Source organism: Kosakonia sp. MH5, from assembly GCF_009935945.1.
Taxonomy (GTDB): Bacteria; Pseudomonadota; Gammaproteobacteria; order Enterobacterales; family Enterobacteriaceae; genus Kosakonia; species Kosakonia radicincitans.
Window position 1 is genome coordinate 133306 of record NZ_QODH01000001.1, and the last position, 18490, is coordinate 151795.

The window sequence follows — 18490 nt, forward strand, 5'->3', positions numbered from 1 at the left end:
CTGCCTGATGGTGAGTGTTGTGAATAGTTAATCGTTTGCTTTAAGCATGCATCGTTGTATCACATTTTTTTCTTATACGCCCAGAGAATTGCAGGCACAATCGGGCTGGGCAAACGCGCTGAAATCATTAATCATTATCACGGGCGTCTTCCTGCAACGCCCACTCTTCAGCAACTTAATAAAGGTGTGTAAATCATATGGTTGATCTACGTCAGTCCAGGGATGTGCCGCAAGTGATGCTGTCGGTACTGTTTTTAGCAATCATGATTATCGCCTGTTTGTGGATTGTTCAGCCCTTTATCCTCGGTTTTGCCTGGGCGGGAACCGTAGTGATAGCCACCTGGCCGTTGCTGTTACGTCTGCAACACCTGCTATTTGGCCGACGCTCGCTGGCGGTGCTGGTGATGATGTTGCTCTTAATCCTGCTGTTTATTGTTCCCGTTGCCCTGCTGGTGAACAGCCTGGTGGACTCCAGCGGCCCGGTTATCCATGCCATTACCACCGGTTCGATGTCACCGCCCGATCTCGCATGGCTGCACAGCATTCCGCTGGTCGGTGAAAAGCTCTATAGCGGCTGGCATAACCTGCTCGATATGGGCGGCACCGCGATCATGGCGAAACTGCGGCCTTACGTTGGCGCAACCACTACGTGGTTTGTCGGCCAGGCCGCGCATATTGGGCGTTTTATGCTGCACTGCGGCCTGATGCTGTTATTCAGCGCCTTGCTCTACTGGCGTGGTGAGCAGGTTGCGCAGGGGATTCGCCATTTCGCCGTTCGTCTGGCGGCCAGGCGCGGCGATGCGGCGGTACTGCTCGCCGGTCAGGCTATCCGCGCGGTGGCGCTGGGCGTGGTCGTGACCGCGCTGGTGCAGGCGGTTCTGGGCGGAATCGGGCTGGCCATTTCTGGCGTCCCTTACGCTACGCTGCTCACCGTCGTGATGCTGATGACCTGTCTTATTCAGATTGGGCCATTGCTGGTACTGGTTCCGGCGATCATCTGGCTTTACTGGAGCGGCGATTCCACCTGGGGTACCGTGCTGCTGGTCTGGAGCTGCGTGGTCGCCACGCTGGATAACTTTATCCGCCCGGTGCTTATTCGCATGGGCGCAGACTTACCGCTGATTTTGATCCTCTCCGGCGTCATCGGCGGGCTGATCGCATTTGGTATGATCGGCCTGTTTATTGGCCCGGTGCTGCTGGCCGTCTCATGGCGTCTTTTCTCCGCATGGGTGAATGAAGTACCCGAACCGACCACGCGCCCAGAAGATATATTGAATGACGAGCAAAATTCGGGAGCCTCTTCCTGAAATAGTCTTAAGGCGGGGTAGCCCGCCTTAAGTAATTATTAAGCCACACTTATCATTTAAGATAATAAAATCTGGTCAGACCCCTCTGTAGCCCGCAGAATGCGGCATCTTCGGCATATATTCTTCAAGACTATTAAACTAATGAGACGAATCTGATCGACTCAAAAAATCAGCATGCCTACTATAAGTCCACGGTTATAAATCAACACCTTGGTTTATAAGCATGGAAATCCCCTGAGTGAAACAACGAATTGCTGTGTGTAGTCTTTGCCCATCTCCCACGATGGGCTTTTTTTTCACCTCAAAAACGTCACTTCGCATTACCGGCCACCGCGCATGTACCATTATCAAGCGCTGCGCCAACAGGCAGATAATCTAACGCTAAATGTACTGCGCTGACGTCCCGGCCATCACAGGCCCGTATATGATCATTATACGAGGCGCAGCCGTTGAGCACCGTACAGGCCAGTACAGCAATAACCATCAATAAACTTTTCATGCAAACCATTCCAGATAATACAGGTGAGTCAACATTGCATTTAAAAAAACGCACGCTGATGCAAAACAAAAAAATTAACGACTAAAGAGAGTTGGAGAAGTAGAAATAAATAGCAGAGATCGCGTAAATCCTTATCCCACTCTGCCAGCAAACAGATTGTGTTGCGCCAGAATATGATCAACCACATTGCGTAACCTTCCCTGCAACGCCATATAAGCCCGGCGATCGCCCGCGTAATTCACCCACATGGCACCTTCAGGTTCCACTTCCACAAAGCCTGTTTGCCCATTACAAATAAAATGAACGTAATGCCGTTCATGGTTTTTTTTCATATTACATTGCCTCGAAACACGCCGCTTAAATAAAGCATGAAATACTATGCGGGATAAATAAAAGTGAACAAAAGGGATTATATTCAGGGTAATTATCAATACAATAAATATATTCAGGATCGCGGCACAAATAGCTTACGATCACACGCATAGCTTACGTTTATGTGAGAAATAAAGTGGGCTTGTTATTTCTCACATGTATTTGTTATCTGCATGCTAACCAGAAAAACAGCCCACCTGGCGATGGGCTGCGGTTTGCTAGCGGTTGATTTCGCAGTGGCTCATCATCCTCCATGCGGCTGGCAGCACCCGCGTTTCACCGGTAACATTCACCGTTGCTGTCGCGCGTATATCTCCCGATGACGCGCCAGCCCGCAACTCAAACTCCCCCGGCTCGACGATGCGCTTGCCGTCGCGCCGCGTGAAATTGAGCATATCCACGGGCAGCGTAAAGGTCAGCGTTGCGGATTCTCCTGGCGAAAGGTCCACGCGCTGGAACGCTTTCAGCTCCTGTACCGGCCGCACCATCGAAGCCACTTTGTCGCGCACGTAGATCTGCACAACCTCGCCGCCGCTGCGTTCGCCAACATTGGTGACCCGAACCTGCAATGCGATCTCGCCATCAATAGCCACTTCCGGCGTTAACAACACCAGAGGCGCGTAATCGAACTGCGTCCAGCTCAGGCCGTAGCCGAACGGGTAGCGGGAGCCAAAATGGAAGGCGAACGGCGTCCCGCCGCTTTTCAGTTTGTGGTTGTAATAATAGGGCATTGCGCCCGCGCTTTTCGGCACGCTCACCACCAGCCGTCCCTGCGGTTCCGCGCGGCCGGTCAGCACATCGGCAATTGCGTAGCCGCCCTCCTGGCCCGGCGCCCATGCCATTAACCAGGCGGCGACACGCGTTTCCAGCCCTTGCAAGTTGTAAGGGCGCCCGCCGGTCATCACCACCACCACGGGTTTACCGGTCTCTACCAGTGCCTCAAGCAATCGCTGTTGTACGCCCGGCAGCGAAAGACTGTCCGTATCGGAGCCTTCACCCACCGTGCCGCTCTGGAATAGCCCGGCGAGATCGCCCACACAAGCAATCACCACATCGCTCTCCTGCGCTGCACGCACTGCCTGCGGGATCAGGCTTTGATCCATGGAAACCGGCGATTGCTGCATCGGTTTGCCGGAGGCATCGCCCGGGAAAACCGGCGCTCCCGCCATGCGTTTTTCAATGATATGGCAACCTTTCGCATAGCGAACATTGCCCTCGCCCAGCGCCTGGCGCAAGGCTGCCAGCGGCGTGGTAACCTGCGAGGTCTCTTCCAGCATATCGCTGATGATCAAATGTACCGGGAAGCTGTAACCGCTGAGCAGGGCCAGCGGATCGTCCGCTGTCGGGCCAACCACCGCCACTTTTGCTGCTCCTCGCAGCGGCAGAATGCCGTTGTTCTCCAGCAGGGTCAGCGAACGGGTTGCCACGTCACGCGCAGCCTGCCGCGCCGCATCAGACTGCAACACGATGCGACGCTCATCCGTATAGGGCTGTTCGAACAGCCCAAGGCGGAATTTAACCGCCAGCACGCGGGCGACAATTTCATCGATCTTCGCCATCGAAATCAGTCCGCGCTCAACCGCCTCCGCCAGATGACGGGCGCAGTCATCTTTCGGCAATTCAATATCCAGCCCGGCGTTGAAGGCTAATGCCGCCGATTCTGCCGCATCATGACTGACGCCGTGATGCTGATGGAGCAGGCTGACGCCGCCATAATCGGCAACAATAATGCCATCAAAGCCCCACTCTTCGCGCAGCAGCGTGGTCAGCAGAAAATGATCGCTGTGCCCAGGTTGATTATCGATGTCGTGATAAGCGGGCATCACCGAACCGGCTTTCGCCAGTTTGACAGCCATTTCAAAGGGCAACAAAAAGGTGTCGTTAAGTTCGCAAAAACCCAGGTGCACCGGCGCATGGTTGCGCGCGCCTTCGCTGAAAGAGTGGCCAACGTAGTGTTTAAGCGTCGCCAGCATATCGCCCCGCTCGCCCTGCAACCCCTCAACATAAGCGCAGGCCATCACGCCCACCAGCCACGGATCTTCACCAAACGTCTCCTCGGTGCGGCCCCAGCGCACATCGCGCGAAACATCCAGCACCGGCGCCAGCCCCTGCTTGCAACCGGTGCTGCGCGCTTCTTCGCCGATTTGCTGTGCGGTGCGTTTGATCAGCGCCGGGTCCCAGGTCGAACCATAGTTGAGCGATGAAGGAAATAGCGTGGCGTCTTTGCACAACAAGCCCACCAGGCACTCTTCGTGAAACAGCGCCGGGATCCCCAGCCGCGTCTCTTCTACCATGGTTTTTTGCAGCCGGTTAGCGGCTCTTACGCCGCTTTTCGCATCAACAATATGCGTACCGAGCGGACGGGTAATCTGCCCGATACCGCGCGTTAACCGTTCCGCCAGCGCCGCCTGGGCACTGACGCCAGCAAATTCGTCGCTCAGATCGCTGCGTTCACGGTGCTCGCCATCTTCTGACAGCACCAGCCACAACGCATGCATCTGGGCGAATTTCTCTTCCGGTGTCATCCTGGCAAGCAGATCGGCCACGCGTTCGGAAACCGGGCGGCCAGGGTCCTGATAAATTGCGCTCATCGGGTCACTCCTGTGTTACTGAAATCCGGGGAAGTTTGTGGGGTTGTCACTGAATTGCTGGCGTCGCGTTTGCGGATCAGTTCGCGGGCAATCGTGTTGGTCAGCTGGCTATTCAGTTTGTAGCGGGTAAGCAGCAGCACCATGCCAATAAATAGCAGACACGGGATCAGCGTAAACAACGCATTGATAGTGGTCAGTACGCTGGCCGTTTGCTGCGCCTGATTTGGTACATAATCCACCGCGCCCAGCACCCAGCCAACAACGGCGCCGCCCAACGCAAGACCGAACTTGATGGCAAACAGCGCCGTCGAGAACACCAGGCCATCAAGGCGTCGCCCGCTGCGGTGCTCTTCGTAATCCACCACATCGGAAAACATGGTCCACTGTAGCGGCGTGGTGAGATTCTGAATAAAGCTGAAAACAATGTTGAGGCCGAATATAAGCCACACTTGTGTGGGCGGAATGATAAATATCAGCGCGGCAAACACCACAAAGGTAATGATGGTCCACTGATAAGCACGAACACGATCAAATTTCCCTAACAAACGTGCGGAGAATAATGCGCCAAGCAGCGCTGCAATCATGCCGGAAACAATAAAGGTAAAGACCATTTCCGGGCGCTGTAATACATATTTGACGTAATACATAGTTGCCGAACCGCGCGTAACCACAGCGGTAAGCAGTAAAATATTAAACAGAAAAACAATGCGCCACTGGCTATTTTTCGCCAGTAATTTGAGATCGCTAAATATTGATCCTGAGCTGTCATTATGCGGCGTATAACGCTCACGGGTCATAAAGAAGCAGCCGAAGAACAGTAAAATACCCAGCACGCCCATCATACTCATAGCGTAAAAATAGCCCTTCTGATCGTTACCGTTACCGAGCTGCGCCACCAGTGGTAACGCAATCACCGTCACGATCAATCCGCCGATAAACGACAGGCAAAAACGCCACGATTGCAGGGAATGGCGCTCCTGCGGGTCCATGGTCAGCGCGCCGGGCATGGCGCAGTACGGTACATTTATCGCAGAGTAGATAAAACTCAGGATCGCGTAGGTCACGCAGGCATAGATGATTTTCGCCGTTGGACCGGCATCCGGCACATAGAAAGTGATAATGCAACTGACGCCAAACGGAATCGCAAACCATAGCAGCCAGGGGCGGAAACGTCCGTGACGGGTTTGCGTGCGATCGACCAGTGCGCCGATACAGGGATCGGCAAACGCATCAATCACACGCACCACCAAAAACATGGTGCCCATAATAGCGGCGGGTAAACCAAAAACATCGGTATAGAAATAAGCGAGAAACAGTGTGGCCGTTTGCCAGACCAGCGCGCTGGCCATATCGCCGAGGCCATAACCTATTTTATCTTTGGTACTGAGAACAGAGGTGAGGGTCATTTTTTATCAGCCTTGTGAGGTGAAAATGGATATTTCAACCTGACGCGAACAGGGCTTCGCGCCGCTTACTACAGGCTAAAGTATTAGAAGAAGCGCTCACCCGGACAATTGTGATAATTACCAGGCTTTTTACGTTTTTTAGTAATTGTGATCGCCGACGAGTTAGCGGCTAAAATAAAAAAATCCCCGACATTGTGTCGGCATCCGCATGCCAGACAACAAAATAAAATCAATAATAATCATAAAGATGAAAGCAATACTGATTATGTAACCAGTATTTATTTAGTGCATTTTTTCTCAATTCAGGCTAATTTTGTCGTCCCAGTCCCCCACACAGCACCCCACAGGACACCAGTAAGGAACGACATATGGCTTTTTACACGGTAGAGAAAAGAATCAAATCAGACGGCACCCTGCGCTACCGTTGCACTGTTGGGGTGAAAAAGGCTGGGAAATATATCTATCGTGAGAACAGGACATTTGGAAAATTGTCTCTCGCAAAAGCATGGGGAATAAGCAGGGTTTCGCATATAGAAAGCAATGGGATCCCTTCCGATGACCAGTCACCAAAAGTGACGCTGGGTGAACTTATACAAAAATACACAAGCCACCCAAACATAAAATACGGACGTTCAAAAGCTGATGTACTAAAACTGATATCCCGATCACCTGTAGCCAACGTTGCAGTTTCTGATTTGTCAGCAGGTACACTCATTGAGCATTGCGAGCAACGACGGGCCTGTGGTGCAGGTGCTGCGACGGTAGCACAAGATCTGGCTTATATTGGTTCTGTCCTTAAAGCGGCTAAACCGATTTTTAATATTGATGCAGACCTGCAGGCATATAGTCTGGCCAGGCAAAACCTTACGCAAATGAAAGTTATAGGGCCAACACAGAAGAGAAGTCGGCGCCCCACGCGCGAGGAATCTGAACAGATTATTGCCGGCTTAAGAAACAGAGAAATGACCTCCTATAAAAAAGTCCCTTTCTCTGACATTTTTTTATTTTCCATACTAACCTGCATGCGTATTGGGGAAGTTTGCAGAATTCAATGGGAAGATGTCGATATGCAGCAAAAGGCTGTTCTGGTCAGAGACAGAAAGGATCCGAGAAAGAAAGCCGGAAACCACATGCTGGTACCATTACTTGGAGAATCCTGGGATATATTGCAGAAACAACCAAAAATCTCAGAAAGAGTATTCCCCTTTAACAGTCGAAGTGTCACGCAAACATACCGCCAGGTGCGCGATAAGCTCGGTATAGAAGATTTACGCTATCACGATTTACGCCGGGAGGGCGCCAGCAGGCTATTCGAGTCAGGTTTTACCATTGAAGAAGTAGCCCAGGTCACAGGACATAAGTCACTGAATATCCTTTGGCAGGTTTATACCGAACTTTTCCCTAAATCGCTGCATGTAAGACTGGAGCAACTGAAAAAAGAAAGGCACGGACAGGTTTAAAGCATTACCAGACAGTCCCTGTCAGCCCCTTTCTACTATTTATTTAACGCTGCGATTCTCCCCTGCTGGAGTCCATTCAATACCCTTGCCGCATCATGCTCTTGCATACGTGTGATGTGGCGCATTTGATTGCACACTTCTACTGGTCACGATCTTTTCCGTGACACCAATTGATGCACGTTTAAGCGCCTGGTTGAATGCGATAACAGTGACGGGACGTTCTTTATACTTAACCCGGTTGGAATGACTCTGAAAGATAAATGTATCATCAGGATAAGCCTGTTTTCGTCTATTTATAATATTCAATACAGCAGTGGGAATATGTATAGATTTCTCTTTAAGGCGCCTTTTTTGCTTAATTATTAAATAATTACCTATAATATCACTATACTGCAACTCAACAATCCTACCCACACTTACAGGAATATAATAAAGGAAAAGCCACAGATCTGACCATGTATCGCTGATCAGCCTTAATTTGTAGTTAATAGCCGCAACTTCTTGAAACGTTAGCAAACCCTTATACCTGAGCTAATTTAGGACATCTGTTACACACTTTACTAAATTGCTGCTCAATAATAAAACCATGATACATCACATAACCACCTCCAGAATAAAAACATGAAAAGAGGTTATCACCCTGTGAAGTTAGAAAATGTCAGCTCAACGCATTCAGCACCATGTTTCCATTCGTGAAAATATACTCGTAATATTTTCTGTGCTGCTGGCTGTGCCAGCGCCAGCGGATACCGATCTGCCTGCCATAAAAGGCCGAATAATCATACCATCCGTATTTGATGTACATCTCTGTGCCAGTGCTGCTGGATGATAACTGGCTTATCCAGTCGCGCGGCGGCGGGCAGTGGTTAGACGGGTTAACCACAGCGATCACACCATTCATCCGGGTGTTGGTCACCACGCCATCTTTAAGCTCTACCTTAGTCCACATCTCATCCGCAGTCCCCGTGGACCAGACGCCGAAGGGCAGCACCTCCTGCGTATCGATGGCAATGATATCCAGCGCTGACCAGCCCACATCTGTGTTACTGGAAGAGAGATTTTCTTTCAGGGGAATTACCAGTTTGTCTATCTTCCAGGCGTTCTGCGTGGCGCTTTCGGATGTTCGCGAAAGGGTTAGCGAAGGAATGGTGGCGCCAGCCATGTCATAATCAGCGGATGGATCCGCATAAACGATATCAGGGAACACTTTCTTAAACGCCCCCCCGTCGTTCACCCAGGCTGTAACCACGGATTTAAATTCGCCGCCCTCGTTGATATTCAGCGCGCTGACAGGTGCAAAATCGCCCCCTGCAGTTTTACGGTAAATGGTCATGGTTCAGCTTTCCTCAATCTGGTACCAGATATGACCAGCAGCGTATCCGCTCGCGTCTGCGGGGGCTGCATCGGTCGATATGGTGTAACTCACCCCGATGTTTTGCCGAGCCGTTGCAACATCGGCCACGTCAGAGAGGTTATTTGCAGCTTCCAGATAATCCCCCGCACCATTTAATGACCAGTTACTGAACACCGGAGCGGCCGCCGTGGCGTCCTCGCAGTAACGGTGATAAACGTCCGTGGTGTTGTACGGGTAGTAAATCTGCCGGATGCCGGTTTCCGTGGTTCTGATAACGTCCAGCATGCCCGCCAGCGAAACGGGGTAATGCCGTTCCGTGGTGGCATTGCCCGTCAGGGACTGGAACTTACGCCCCGGAGAAACCACAGTGTTCAAATCCGCCGTGCCGAGCGATTGTGTATCCTGAGGAACGGCGCCAGTATCGGCCGCCGTCAGGGCGTCTTTTATTGCCAGCGCCCCCAGCCCCAGATTTTCGCGCGCGTCCGACTGCGCCTCCCTGCCGCTGGACGCAATTTCGGACAGGTTGTTGGCGATCAGAAGCCGGGTTTCCTGGATAACTTCCTCCGTTGCCGTGATCGTGATCGAATCCGTGACGCCGGAACTGGATCCGGTCAGTGACAGTGTGGCCGTACCCGCACCGCTGACCGTCAGCGTACCATCGGCGGATAATGTCGCCACAGATGCATCCGTGGACGCGGAGTTAACCGTCTCTGTGTAATTCGCCGGAGAATAGTTGATGGTCAGGGAATAGCTGTTACCGGCCAGCAGGCCTGTCGGTACTGCACCGATGTCTATCGAGGTCAGGTAAAGCTGTTGCGTGACTGCGGCTGTTGCCGTCAGGCCAGTGGAAATACTGGCGATGATGGTCTGGGTACCGGATTTGCCCGCCGTCGCGGTATACAGCCCGCTGCTGTTGATACTGCCCAGTGACGGATCGGATACTGACCATGATACCGGATATCCCGTAGCCAGCGCCGATGGCAAAATCGTGCCGGTAAACTGCTGCGAGGTTCCCGCGTTCATCGTCACCGAAGCCGGTCTGATAACAATGGCTGAGGGTGTTTCCGCGCCGGCCTCTGAGTCAGCCTTATCCGTTTTGATGATGTACATCGCCGCAACGTTTTTCGGGCGGGTTTCATCGCCGCCAGTCAGCAGATCGGCATTTGGAGAGTTATGCCAATTGGGGTCATCACCACCGGCGTAGCGAAACCCTCCTGGTCCGCCGGCATCTCCCAGACCATTCAGGCTGCCCACGTTATCAAAGCCAAGCCAGCGGGAATAATGATAGTGCTCACGAAACGCGTCGCTCTGAAATGACAGAATCGCACGGTTTGAATCCGGATCAACGGATGACCCGTGCGCCCATGCACGCACAAAATTACCGCGCCAGTCCGGCACACGCCCGGACGGGTACAGCGCAGCCAGTTCAGGGTTCTCTGCGGTATCGAATGTCTGGCCGTTCAGTTCCAGCCAGCCTTCTGGCGGCGTGGTGTTTCCCCACAGTATGATTGCCCCGACCGGCAGAATGAATGGAGCCATTGCGGTGGTAATGGTTTGATGTAACTGGTCATCCAGATAGTCGGCCAGTTGTTTTACCCGGCGAGGTGTCATTACCTGCGCGCTGCCATCACCGGCCAGAGCTTCCTGTTCGGTTGCCTCACGCTGAATATACAACTGCCATTTCGTCGCATCAGCACCCGGCGTTGCGGTGTTGTTGCTGACAAGCGACAGGTACATTACGCCGTTATAATCCACCACCACGCCCGCATCGTAACCGAAAGCGGCCCCGTTATTGTTCGCGGTAGTAATCCACTCGGGATAGCCGTTCGTCTGGTACTGACGAATCGCGCCGGTAATGGCGTTCAGCACCGCATTCATGGCCTCGCGCTCTACGGGTTTTGCGCTCGCATCCGCCCCCGGATCTTTTGCGTAGTCAGGCCCCCAGCCTGAGGGATAGCTCACGGAGCCATTAGTGGGTGCCGCGTCCGGGATGGTTTGTCGGTCACCGACCGATGCGAACGGTACTCGGAAAAATTTCTGATCCATTCAGTACTCCAGAAAATAAAAAAGGCCGCGATATGCGGCCTGAAGATGCGTTGAGTGGGTAGTTAGTCCGGGATTTGATACGCCAGCTTGTAATCACCGGCAGTGAGAGTTTTGAAACTGACGCTGTCCGCATACCAGCGGATTTCCACTTCCGCAGGCGTCTGTAACTTCCAGGCGGAAACTTCGTTCACACTGAGCACATTGCCGGTGATTTCCGCTTTATCGGCTGCCGCATCGGCAATATGCAGCGCGTAAGCGAAAGCCAGCCTATCAGGCACACCCGCAGGCCACAGTTGCGCCCACTGTACGGCAGTGAGGGCTGACACTGCTGCCGCGGCCATTCCCTGAGCGATTAATTTTTCGGCCCCCGCCGTATCGGCAGTCAGCCCCCCGATACTGACCCATGCCGTTCCGTCAAAAACAACGTAGTCGTTTAAATCCCTTGTCACGGCCACCCCTGTCGCGCCGGCACCGGACAGGCTGGCGGTAATAGTCGCACTGTTGACCGTGCTCCAGGCCGACGCGCCTGTCAGTTCCAGCGGCAGTGCAATCTGGTCATCAGGGGTTAATACCCCGCTGATTTCCACGCTTTCGCCGGTAACCAGTTTCCAGGCGTCGCCCAGTTGCTGCTGCATGGACTCCGTCAGGGTGACACTGGCCACGCCCTGATTTGCAATGACGGTACTGTCAATCGCGCCTGCAACCTCTGACAGCGCACCGCTGACCACAGTGTAATATTTGCCGTCACTGCCGTTTAACAGAAACCGGGTGGAGGGATCGCCCAGCAACTCGAGTTCACCCAGTGTCACAGACCCGGACTGGAATACGGCGGTCACCGTTAACCGGTAATAAAGCCAGGCGGCTGGCGCCGGAATAGTGACTGTTGTCTGCGCATCACCGACGTTACTGGTGCTTGTCCCGTTGGCCAGCAAGGTAAAGTTTGTGCCGTCATTGCTTCCATACAGGGCAAATGTTCTGGGGTTATTCTGGAAGGGCTGTGACACGGTCCGGTTTGTGATCCTGAAGCGGTTCACTTTTTTGGCTTCAGGTAATTTGATCTGAATCCATTGCGTCGGGCCGGATAATGTCACCCATGCAGTAGTGGCTACCCGGTCAAACGCAGAATAAGCCGGAGAGCCTGAATCATATACACTACTTGCACTCACCGTATATCCGGCAGGTGCGTTGTTGGCTGTCATTTTGGGAACGATGCTGTTGTCCGCATTGGTGGACAACACGAGGGATTTTCCCTTTTTAAGCACCTCCGCGCTGAACAGGCCACCCTCCGCAGCGGTGACGTAATTTAGCTGTGTGATCAGCCCCAGTTTAGCGTTAAAGACGATATCCGCCGTGGTATTAAAACCGGCCTCACTGCCTGCGGGGAAAGCGTCCTGAGTGTATGACTTATTCTGCTGCCCCTGCTCGGACTTCAGTGCGTAGGCACATAAATTAAAACCGGACTGTGGGGCAAAACTGAAGGAATGCACCTGGCCTGCTGTGGCACCGGCGCGGTCCACGACGATATAACCACCACCACCACCGGCACCACTGCCGGAGGCGCTGATGATAGTTTTCCCGCTGACCGGACTTTGCCCCAGCGTGATGCCGGACCCCGCTTCCAGCGAGTTAACGATGAGCGCCTGAGTCTGCTGCGTGAAATCAGCAATATCGGCGACGGCGTGCGTGTGCTGTGTGGCGGCAGCGCCCATCTGCGCTGGCGTCGGCGCCAGGTTACCGGAGCCGGTCAACGACAGACCGAACAGCGAGCGGATGTTGCTCCCGGACACCAGCACATCCTGCTTTGCGCTCCATGCCGATTTCTCTGCCGGGGTAACAAATTTCCGGTCAGCCGTCTCGTTAATCTGGTCAGCGCTGTAATCCCCCGCCTGTGCCGTCACGGCCCCGGTGCGCCCGAATACAGATGACACGCCGGAAACCGTGGCTGACTGGCCCTGCACCCAGTTTGCCGCCACTGCCGGGTTAGCGCCGCCATTGAGGTAAAACAGCGTGTCGATGTCCGCCTGAGCGCAGATAGTGAGGTTTGCCGACGACGCCAGCGCCAGACGTGCGGTCTGGTCAGCAGCAACAACATAACGTGATGCGATGGCGGAGAGCTGCGCCGCCGGGATTTTTCCGGAGGCGTCCAGTTGCAGCCAGCCGTTGCCGGTGTTCGCGAGTGACACCTGCACATAGCGCACATCACCGCGCGTCTCGTTGAAATACTGCGGATGCGGGTCAGCATCGTTTACGTGCGCCGTCAGCAGGCTATCCGCCGTTCCCGCCGGATCCGCGCCGACATCACTCACAGTCAGCGTGACGGTACCGGATTTACCGTTGACGGAGCGCACCTGCGCCGTCAGCAGGTTATCGACGCGCTGTTTCAGCCATTTCGTGCGGTTCGCCAGCCGCTGCGCCTGCTCGTTATCCGGGCCGATATCCACACCATCGTATCCGCGCGCGGGCGTATCCAGCTCCAGCAGCGGGATGTCGGCGGTGAATTCATTCAGTTCGGTGATACTCGGCATGTCAACCTCTGTGGGTGTGCAGGCCGTTATGTGTCACGGCCCCGTTGTGAAAAATGTTCGTTGTTACTTCTGCACTCTCAACGTCTTCCCATTCGCAGAGCGGCGTCCAGACCTGCGCGTGGGCAATGACGCTGAACGGCTCAGCGACCGGCGGCGTGACGGTAAACCGCCCTTCTGTATCCGTGATAGCACTCTGGAAAGTGCTGATACCGGATGCGGTGTAAATCATCGCCACATCGATATCTGAAACGGTGACACCCGGATTTGCCGTCAGCGTGCCGGATACAACATCACCGGACCAGATAAGCCCCAGTTGCAGCCCGGCATAAAATTTAACGCCATCACCGTGCCAGAACGGCGCGCGGAAATTGCTGTAGTGCTGGCCGAAACCGAAAGGCCTGTAAGTCAGGGTGCGGGCCTGTCTCATCCCGACGCCCTGCGGGCGGGGTATCAGATCGTAATCAGCAACGAGTTTTTGCGAACCAACATCCAGATATTCGAAAAATACCGGACGCATGGTCATATCCTGGCCATCCAGGATCCTTGCGGCTGTATTCAGGATGTAATCAGTAGCGCGTTTGATTTCATCAATCGTCGCGATGCTGTTGTTTTTAAATATTTTTGCTTTGATCATCCGGCGGAAAAGATCATCACTCACCGCCGCAGGTGCGCATAACGGGTAAAATGTCCCGACCGGCCGTTTGGTGTACCCCGCAATGCGGCCACAAATATTGAGTTGCTCACCTTCCGCGCTGTCGATATCCAGCATGACCTGTATTTTTGCCAGTTGATTCTCAATGCCGGCCTGCGCGATATCCGGCAGCGCCAGCAGCAGCGCAATCAGTTTCGGCGCGTTTTTGTACTGCCAGTAAGCCCGCGTCAGCGCCTTATTACGGTGTTGCATAAGACACCTCAATCGCGTCCATCGAGAACACGGCCAACTGGTTAAAAGCGATCGGAATGATGCCGTGAGTTACATCGCCAGCGCTGCTCCCGACGGTGATCGCAGCAACATAATCATCACTGCCAACAATTTTATTTACTGGCGTGTACAGGCGGCCCGCACCGATGGTTTCGCCGATACGAAACCCCTGCTTTGCGAATCCGTTTGTTTCAGGAAAGCCTTGCAGCGAGTAATCGATGATTGCCTGTTTGATTTCATCATCGTTGGCGCCGGACAGCGAATCAGAGACGATTTCCACACGGACATGAGCGGATACATATTCCGGCCTGAAGAACGTCGCATTGAAGGGGTTTCCGCCTGGCGTTGTTGTATCGATGCTAATCTGGTTCGGAATCCCCGTGTTATAGCGATTCAGCCCGCAACCAGGGTTTTTCCGCACCGCCAGCGTGGACACAATCTCATCCACAGCACCACCATCAATGAAAATCGCCATCGAATGGCCCAGCACGCCGTTTTCATCCGGAGCATCATCGACGTTTTCATAAATCCTCACCTTTTTTACACCGCCGAGATTGACCAGCGCGGCATAAATATTGTCAATCTGGTTATTGCCGGGCAGCGCCACAGACTCATTGCGCCGGATCCGGAAGGTATCATCGGTTTCCTCGTCCGCACCCAGCGATGCGGAATCCGGATTAGTAACGGATGTGATTCCGCCAACCGGCGTGGCAATGATCGACAGATTGTCACTGTTGGCTCCCTCCGCACCGGCAGTGGTACACGTCACGCTTACTGTCGCGATTCCGGCGTTACTGGTCGCGACCGTCGTATCGGTGGCCCACAGCGTCCCCGTTATGCGGTTACGCACCAGTGTGCCTGCGGGGATCTCCACAAGCGGCGTGCCAGTGAACACCACCGTAGCCGTGGAGAACGTGGAGTCCTGCCGCGTAATACCCGCGAATGCCGCAATGCGATCGAGTTGCTGGCCAACCGCTGAATTCGGGTCAGCAGAGTGATAGGCGTTAATAACACCTTCATCAAGATTTGCCAGCGTTTCGCACCATGCCGCAATAATCAGCCCGTCAGGTGATTCCGGGTTAATATTCCAGCCATCATCAATATCCAGATAGCGCTGACGCATTACGGTGAGATATGCATTCAGCGTCTGACCCACCGCGCCATCTTTGGTGATTTCCGCCATCAGATGATCTCCTCATTGAAGAACAATTCGAATTGCTCGTTATTGATGTCCACCAGTGAGGCGAAAACGGTTATTTTTCTGGTCTTCTGATCGATATCGAATTCAAACTGAGAGATGCCGATAACGCCTGGCGCGGTCAGGATACGTTGCTTGATACTGGCAGCAGCGATATCTGCCTGTGTTTTGCCGAGGATGTTCTGAAACCACGGGGTACCCTCCGTTGAATCAAGAAAATACTCCCTGAGGAACAAACGTAGACGGCGGATAATGCCCTGCCGCGTTGCCTCTTTCCCGGTCGCGAAATGGTCGCCATGTGTGACAATATCGCCATCCACAAAATTTCGGATCACGGATCAGACTCCATAAAAAACCCCGGCAAATGCCAGGGCGTGAAGTTGTAATGAGATGGATTCACTGTGGGCCATTGGTGTTACTTCCGCCTTTCTCAACACCACCATGAATGTGGTCGCTTCCGATGTTGATACCGTTGTGTGTCAGCCCACTCTCGGTAAGTTCCAGCGTTTGCCCGCCGCACGTCAGCATAATGCCGCCGTCGGTCAGATGGAGGCGAACCGAACCATCGCGATTGCTCATGCCGATCCCGCTGGACGGCAATCCGGGAATGGCCGTTTTTGCTGAGCGGTAACCGGGCGAGAAAAACGCGTCACTGGCGCTGAACATCCCAGGCCCGACAGGTTGTGCAGGTCCGCCCATATCCAGCCACGCATCAACCGATCGCTGGCTGAAATGGATATACCCTTCTGTGCCAGCGGGCAGTTCATGGAAAACAGCCCACTCTGGTGATCCTGAAAATCTGACAGGTACGTTAACCAGCAGCGGCAGGGTTTCGAGCGTTCCATCAGACATCTGGCGCTGAATGCCGCACTCAACCTGCGCACGCTGCGTGTCAGCATTAAAGGCAATGACATGCCCGGGCATACCAATCATAAGGTCGCTGATAATGCTCATCCCGGCAGAGTGGACAGCGCTGAATAACGGATTGGTGTTTTTCACTGAGCGGTGCTCCATAAGCATCGTAATGTCGTTCGCCAGTCGTCCCCCCAGTAATCCCCCTGATGCGTGGTGGACAGTACGCGAAACGATCCCGTGCGGCGCTGAATATTCGCCATGTCATTCAGACCCGTGTTGTACATGCCGCTGTAGTTGATGGTCCAGAAATCAGAACGGATTTTGATCAGGTCTCCGGGCTGGATGATGTGATTCATGCGAACATCCACCTCCAGTTCTTTTTGATACCAGCGCGGCGCGCCCTCCATGCCGTTATCGACATTGATTTCATACGTTGTCGGACGCGTAGCCCCATCGCGGATGATCACCGTCCGGTTTTCAGACAATAACCAGTCATAGCGCCACGCCGATTTCATTCTGTCGAGGAACGCGCGGCTGGAGGTGTAAGCCATTGTGTAACCGTGGTTGAAAACCGGCAAATCGGAAAAATCGCCTATCGTCTGCACCGGCTTCCCGAATGAACGCGCCACATCCTGAAGGATCTCGATGGCGCGCGCTTTCTCCCCCCAGGTTTTACCTGTGGACGCTTCAGTCCACATCACTGACCAGCAGTTGAGCCGTAAATAGACGCTGACACCGTCCCGCCCCACTTCGACGCTGTTTATCTGCCCGGTATAAATTTCACCTGAAGATTCATCGTACCCGGCGGACAGGCGCACCGTTCCATAGCGGAGGCGCTTTTTATCCCAGCGCTGTATAAGCTGCCGGTATTCACTGGAGACGCCATAAATCATGATCATGGCTGTCGCCACGCTGTCCTGTGGCATGTTGGTAATGAGGAACCGAACCTGCGCTGGCGGGTCGCAAATCAGCTTATTACCTTCCGCTGACGTAATTTCCAGATGATATGCGCGTCCAAATAATTTAGTCATTGGGATACCAGTTCAGGTTATTTGTTACGCCCAGATTGGCGACCGTGGGCTTTTCACCCTCCAGCACGATCTTGCCGATAGTACTGTTCAGACCTGCCAGCAGGTTCACTCCGACGTGCAGACCGCGCCCCAGAGTGATCGGCTCATTACTGGCATTCCGGATATCCACCACGAAATAGCCGTACCGCGTCAGCCAGCGGATATTGAACTGAAGCAACGAATCGTTGAGCGTTGTGGTAAAAGAAAAATCGGCAAGGCTCGCCGTCAGGGGAATGGTTTTCATTGCGGGGTTACCTCGCCCAAATGCACGTTCGCCTGCCCCTGTGTGGCCACTGAGTCACCTGCAGGAAGTTTGCTGTTTATCGTGGCCGGGCTGTCATTCCGGTTCTTTATCAACAGTGCGCGCATTTCGACGACAATTTCCTGTCCGCCCTCGTTTTCCTTGCTTTTCTGCACTCGGGTGTTGGTAATGATCAAGTTGTCGTAGGCGGAATTAATTCCTACGACCGTCAGTATTTGTTTTTTAGCCTGCAAATTACGCAGATCCAGCAGTGCCGATTCCGAACGTTTTGTACCCGATGCCGCAAGCGTCAGACCAACGGAGGATGCCAGCCCGGCCAACGCAGCCGCACCGCCCGCCAACAGCGAGCCGACGGCACCAGTTGCAACGCCAGCACCAACCCCTGCGACAGTAGAAAAAGCCCCTGCCTGTGCCGTCAGCGCCTTAACCGGGTTGTCGGAGATCGCTACCGTCATCGTGACCGTCATCGGTCGCGTTACGGCGTTGTCATTTGCCGTCTGTCCATTTTCCAGCAGATATTCGCTAACGTCAGTCCGCAGCTCGCTGGTCTCCTCCAGTATTGCGTCAAAAAAAATCCCGCCTATTTCCGGGCGGGACTTATTGAACACGCCGACGATTGACAT

The 18490-nt window shown here is 53.7% G+C and carries 17 protein-coding genes and 1 other RNA gene; 3 read left to right on the top strand and 15 right to left on the bottom strand.

Features of this window, described 5'->3' with window-relative positions; all coding sequences use genetic code 11:
• Nucleotides 1-197 precede the first annotated feature (197 nt).
• The gene (gene ydiK / locus DK872_RS00610; protein WP_161517864.1) at nt 198-1307 is read left to right on the top strand and encodes an AI-2E family transporter YdiK; all 1110 of its coding nucleotides are present in this window, start codon (nt 198-200) and stop codon (nt 1305-1307) included.
• A 191-nt stretch (nt 1308-1498) separates the two neighbouring features.
• Nucleotides 1499-1606, top strand: an RNA gene (rprA, locus tag DK872_RS00615) — antisense sRNA RprA.
• Between the two features lie 11 nt (nt 1607-1617).
• Here the strand turns inward: rprA and DK872_RS00620 are convergent.
• The 4 genes from DK872_RS00620 to DK872_RS00635 form a co-directional block, all read right to left on the bottom strand.
• Nucleotides 1618-1806: a hypothetical protein gene (locus DK872_RS00620; protein WP_007374728.1), complete on the bottom strand. Its 189-nt coding sequence runs from the start codon at nt 1804-1806 to the stop codon at nt 1618-1620.
• 131 nt (nt 1807-1937) lie between these two features.
• Nucleotides 1938-2138 (bottom strand): hypothetical protein, encoded by a 201-nt coding sequence (locus DK872_RS00625; RefSeq protein WP_007374726.1) that lies wholly within the window; start codon nt 2136-2138, stop codon nt 1938-1940.
• A 258-nt stretch (nt 2139-2396) separates the two neighbouring features.
• On the bottom strand, nt 2397-4769 hold the full coding sequence (locus DK872_RS00630) for a glycoside hydrolase family 3 N-terminal domain-containing protein (protein ID WP_035889217.1): 2373 nt from the start codon (nt 4767-4769) through the stop codon (nt 2397-2399).
• The gene (locus DK872_RS00635) at nt 4766-6175 is read right to left on the bottom strand and encodes an MFS transporter (RefSeq protein WP_007374723.1); all 1410 of its coding nucleotides are present in this window, start codon (nt 6173-6175) and stop codon (nt 4766-4768) included. Before DK872_RS00635 ends, DK872_RS00630 begins: the two co-directional genes overlap by 4 nt.
• 368 nt (nt 6176-6543) lie before the next feature.
• Here DK872_RS00635 and DK872_RS00640 point away from each other — a divergent pair, with 368 nt between their 5' ends.
• The gene (locus tag DK872_RS00640; protein ID WP_007374722.1) at nt 6544-7635 is read left to right on the top strand and encodes a site-specific integrase; all 1092 of its coding nucleotides are present in this window, start codon (nt 6544-6546) and stop codon (nt 7633-7635) included.
• Nucleotides 7636-7728: 93 nt separating this feature from the next.
• Here DK872_RS00640 and DK872_RS00645 read toward each other — a convergent pair whose 3' ends face one another.
• From DK872_RS00645 to DK872_RS00695, 11 genes are all read right to left on the bottom strand, one after another.
• Entirely contained in the window at nt 7729-8151 is a 423-nt protein-coding gene (locus DK872_RS00645; RefSeq protein ID WP_035943398.1) for a hypothetical protein, read from the bottom strand.
• A gap of 142 nt (nt 8152-8293) precedes the next feature.
• Nucleotides 8294-8968: a hypothetical protein gene (locus DK872_RS00650; RefSeq protein WP_007374721.1), complete on the bottom strand. Its 675-nt coding sequence runs from the start codon at nt 8966-8968 to the stop codon at nt 8294-8296.
• 3 nt (nt 8969-8971) lie between these two features.
• A complete protein-coding gene (locus DK872_RS00655; RefSeq protein WP_202625903.1) occupies nt 8972-11035 on the bottom strand; it encodes a tail fiber protein in 2064 nt (687 codons plus the stop codon).
• Between the two features lie 62 nt (nt 11036-11097).
• Nucleotides 11098-13560, bottom strand: coding sequence for a discoidin domain-containing protein (locus DK872_RS00660; protein WP_161517865.1), 2463 nt, complete (start codon nt 13558-13560; stop codon nt 11098-11100).
• 1 nt (nt 13561) lies between these two features.
• On the bottom strand, nt 13562-14464 hold the full coding sequence (locus DK872_RS00665; RefSeq protein WP_161517866.1) for a DUF2612 domain-containing protein: 903 nt from the start codon (nt 14462-14464) through the stop codon (nt 13562-13564).
• Nucleotides 14451-15665, bottom strand: coding sequence for a baseplate J/gp47 family protein (locus DK872_RS00670; protein WP_161517867.1), 1215 nt, complete (start codon nt 15663-15665; stop codon nt 14451-14453). Before DK872_RS00670 ends, DK872_RS00665 begins: the two co-directional genes overlap by 14 nt.
• The gene (locus DK872_RS00675) at nt 15665-16015 is read right to left on the bottom strand and encodes a hypothetical protein (protein ID WP_161517868.1); all 351 of its coding nucleotides are present in this window, start codon (nt 16013-16015) and stop codon (nt 15665-15667) included. The genes DK872_RS00670 and DK872_RS00675 overlap by 1 nt, the downstream gene beginning before the upstream one ends.
• 61 nt (nt 16016-16076) lie before the next feature.
• Nucleotides 16077-16679, bottom strand: a complete 603-nt coding sequence (locus DK872_RS00680) for a Gp138 family membrane-puncturing spike protein (protein WP_161517869.1) — start codon at nt 16677-16679, stop codon at nt 16077-16079.
• Nucleotides 16676-17566, bottom strand: a complete 891-nt coding sequence (locus DK872_RS00685; RefSeq protein ID WP_161517870.1) for a hypothetical protein — start codon at nt 17564-17566, stop codon at nt 16676-16678. Before DK872_RS00685 ends, DK872_RS00680 begins: the two co-directional genes overlap by 4 nt.
• Complete coding sequence (locus DK872_RS00690; RefSeq protein ID WP_161517871.1) at nt 17559-17849, bottom strand: hypothetical protein; 291 nt, start codon at nt 17847-17849, stop codon at nt 17559-17561. Before DK872_RS00690 ends, DK872_RS00685 begins: the two co-directional genes overlap by 8 nt.
• Nucleotides 17846-18490, bottom strand: coding sequence for a phage baseplate protein (locus DK872_RS00695; RefSeq protein ID WP_161517872.1), 645 nt, complete (start codon nt 18488-18490; stop codon nt 17846-17848). Before DK872_RS00695 ends, DK872_RS00690 begins: the two co-directional genes overlap by 4 nt.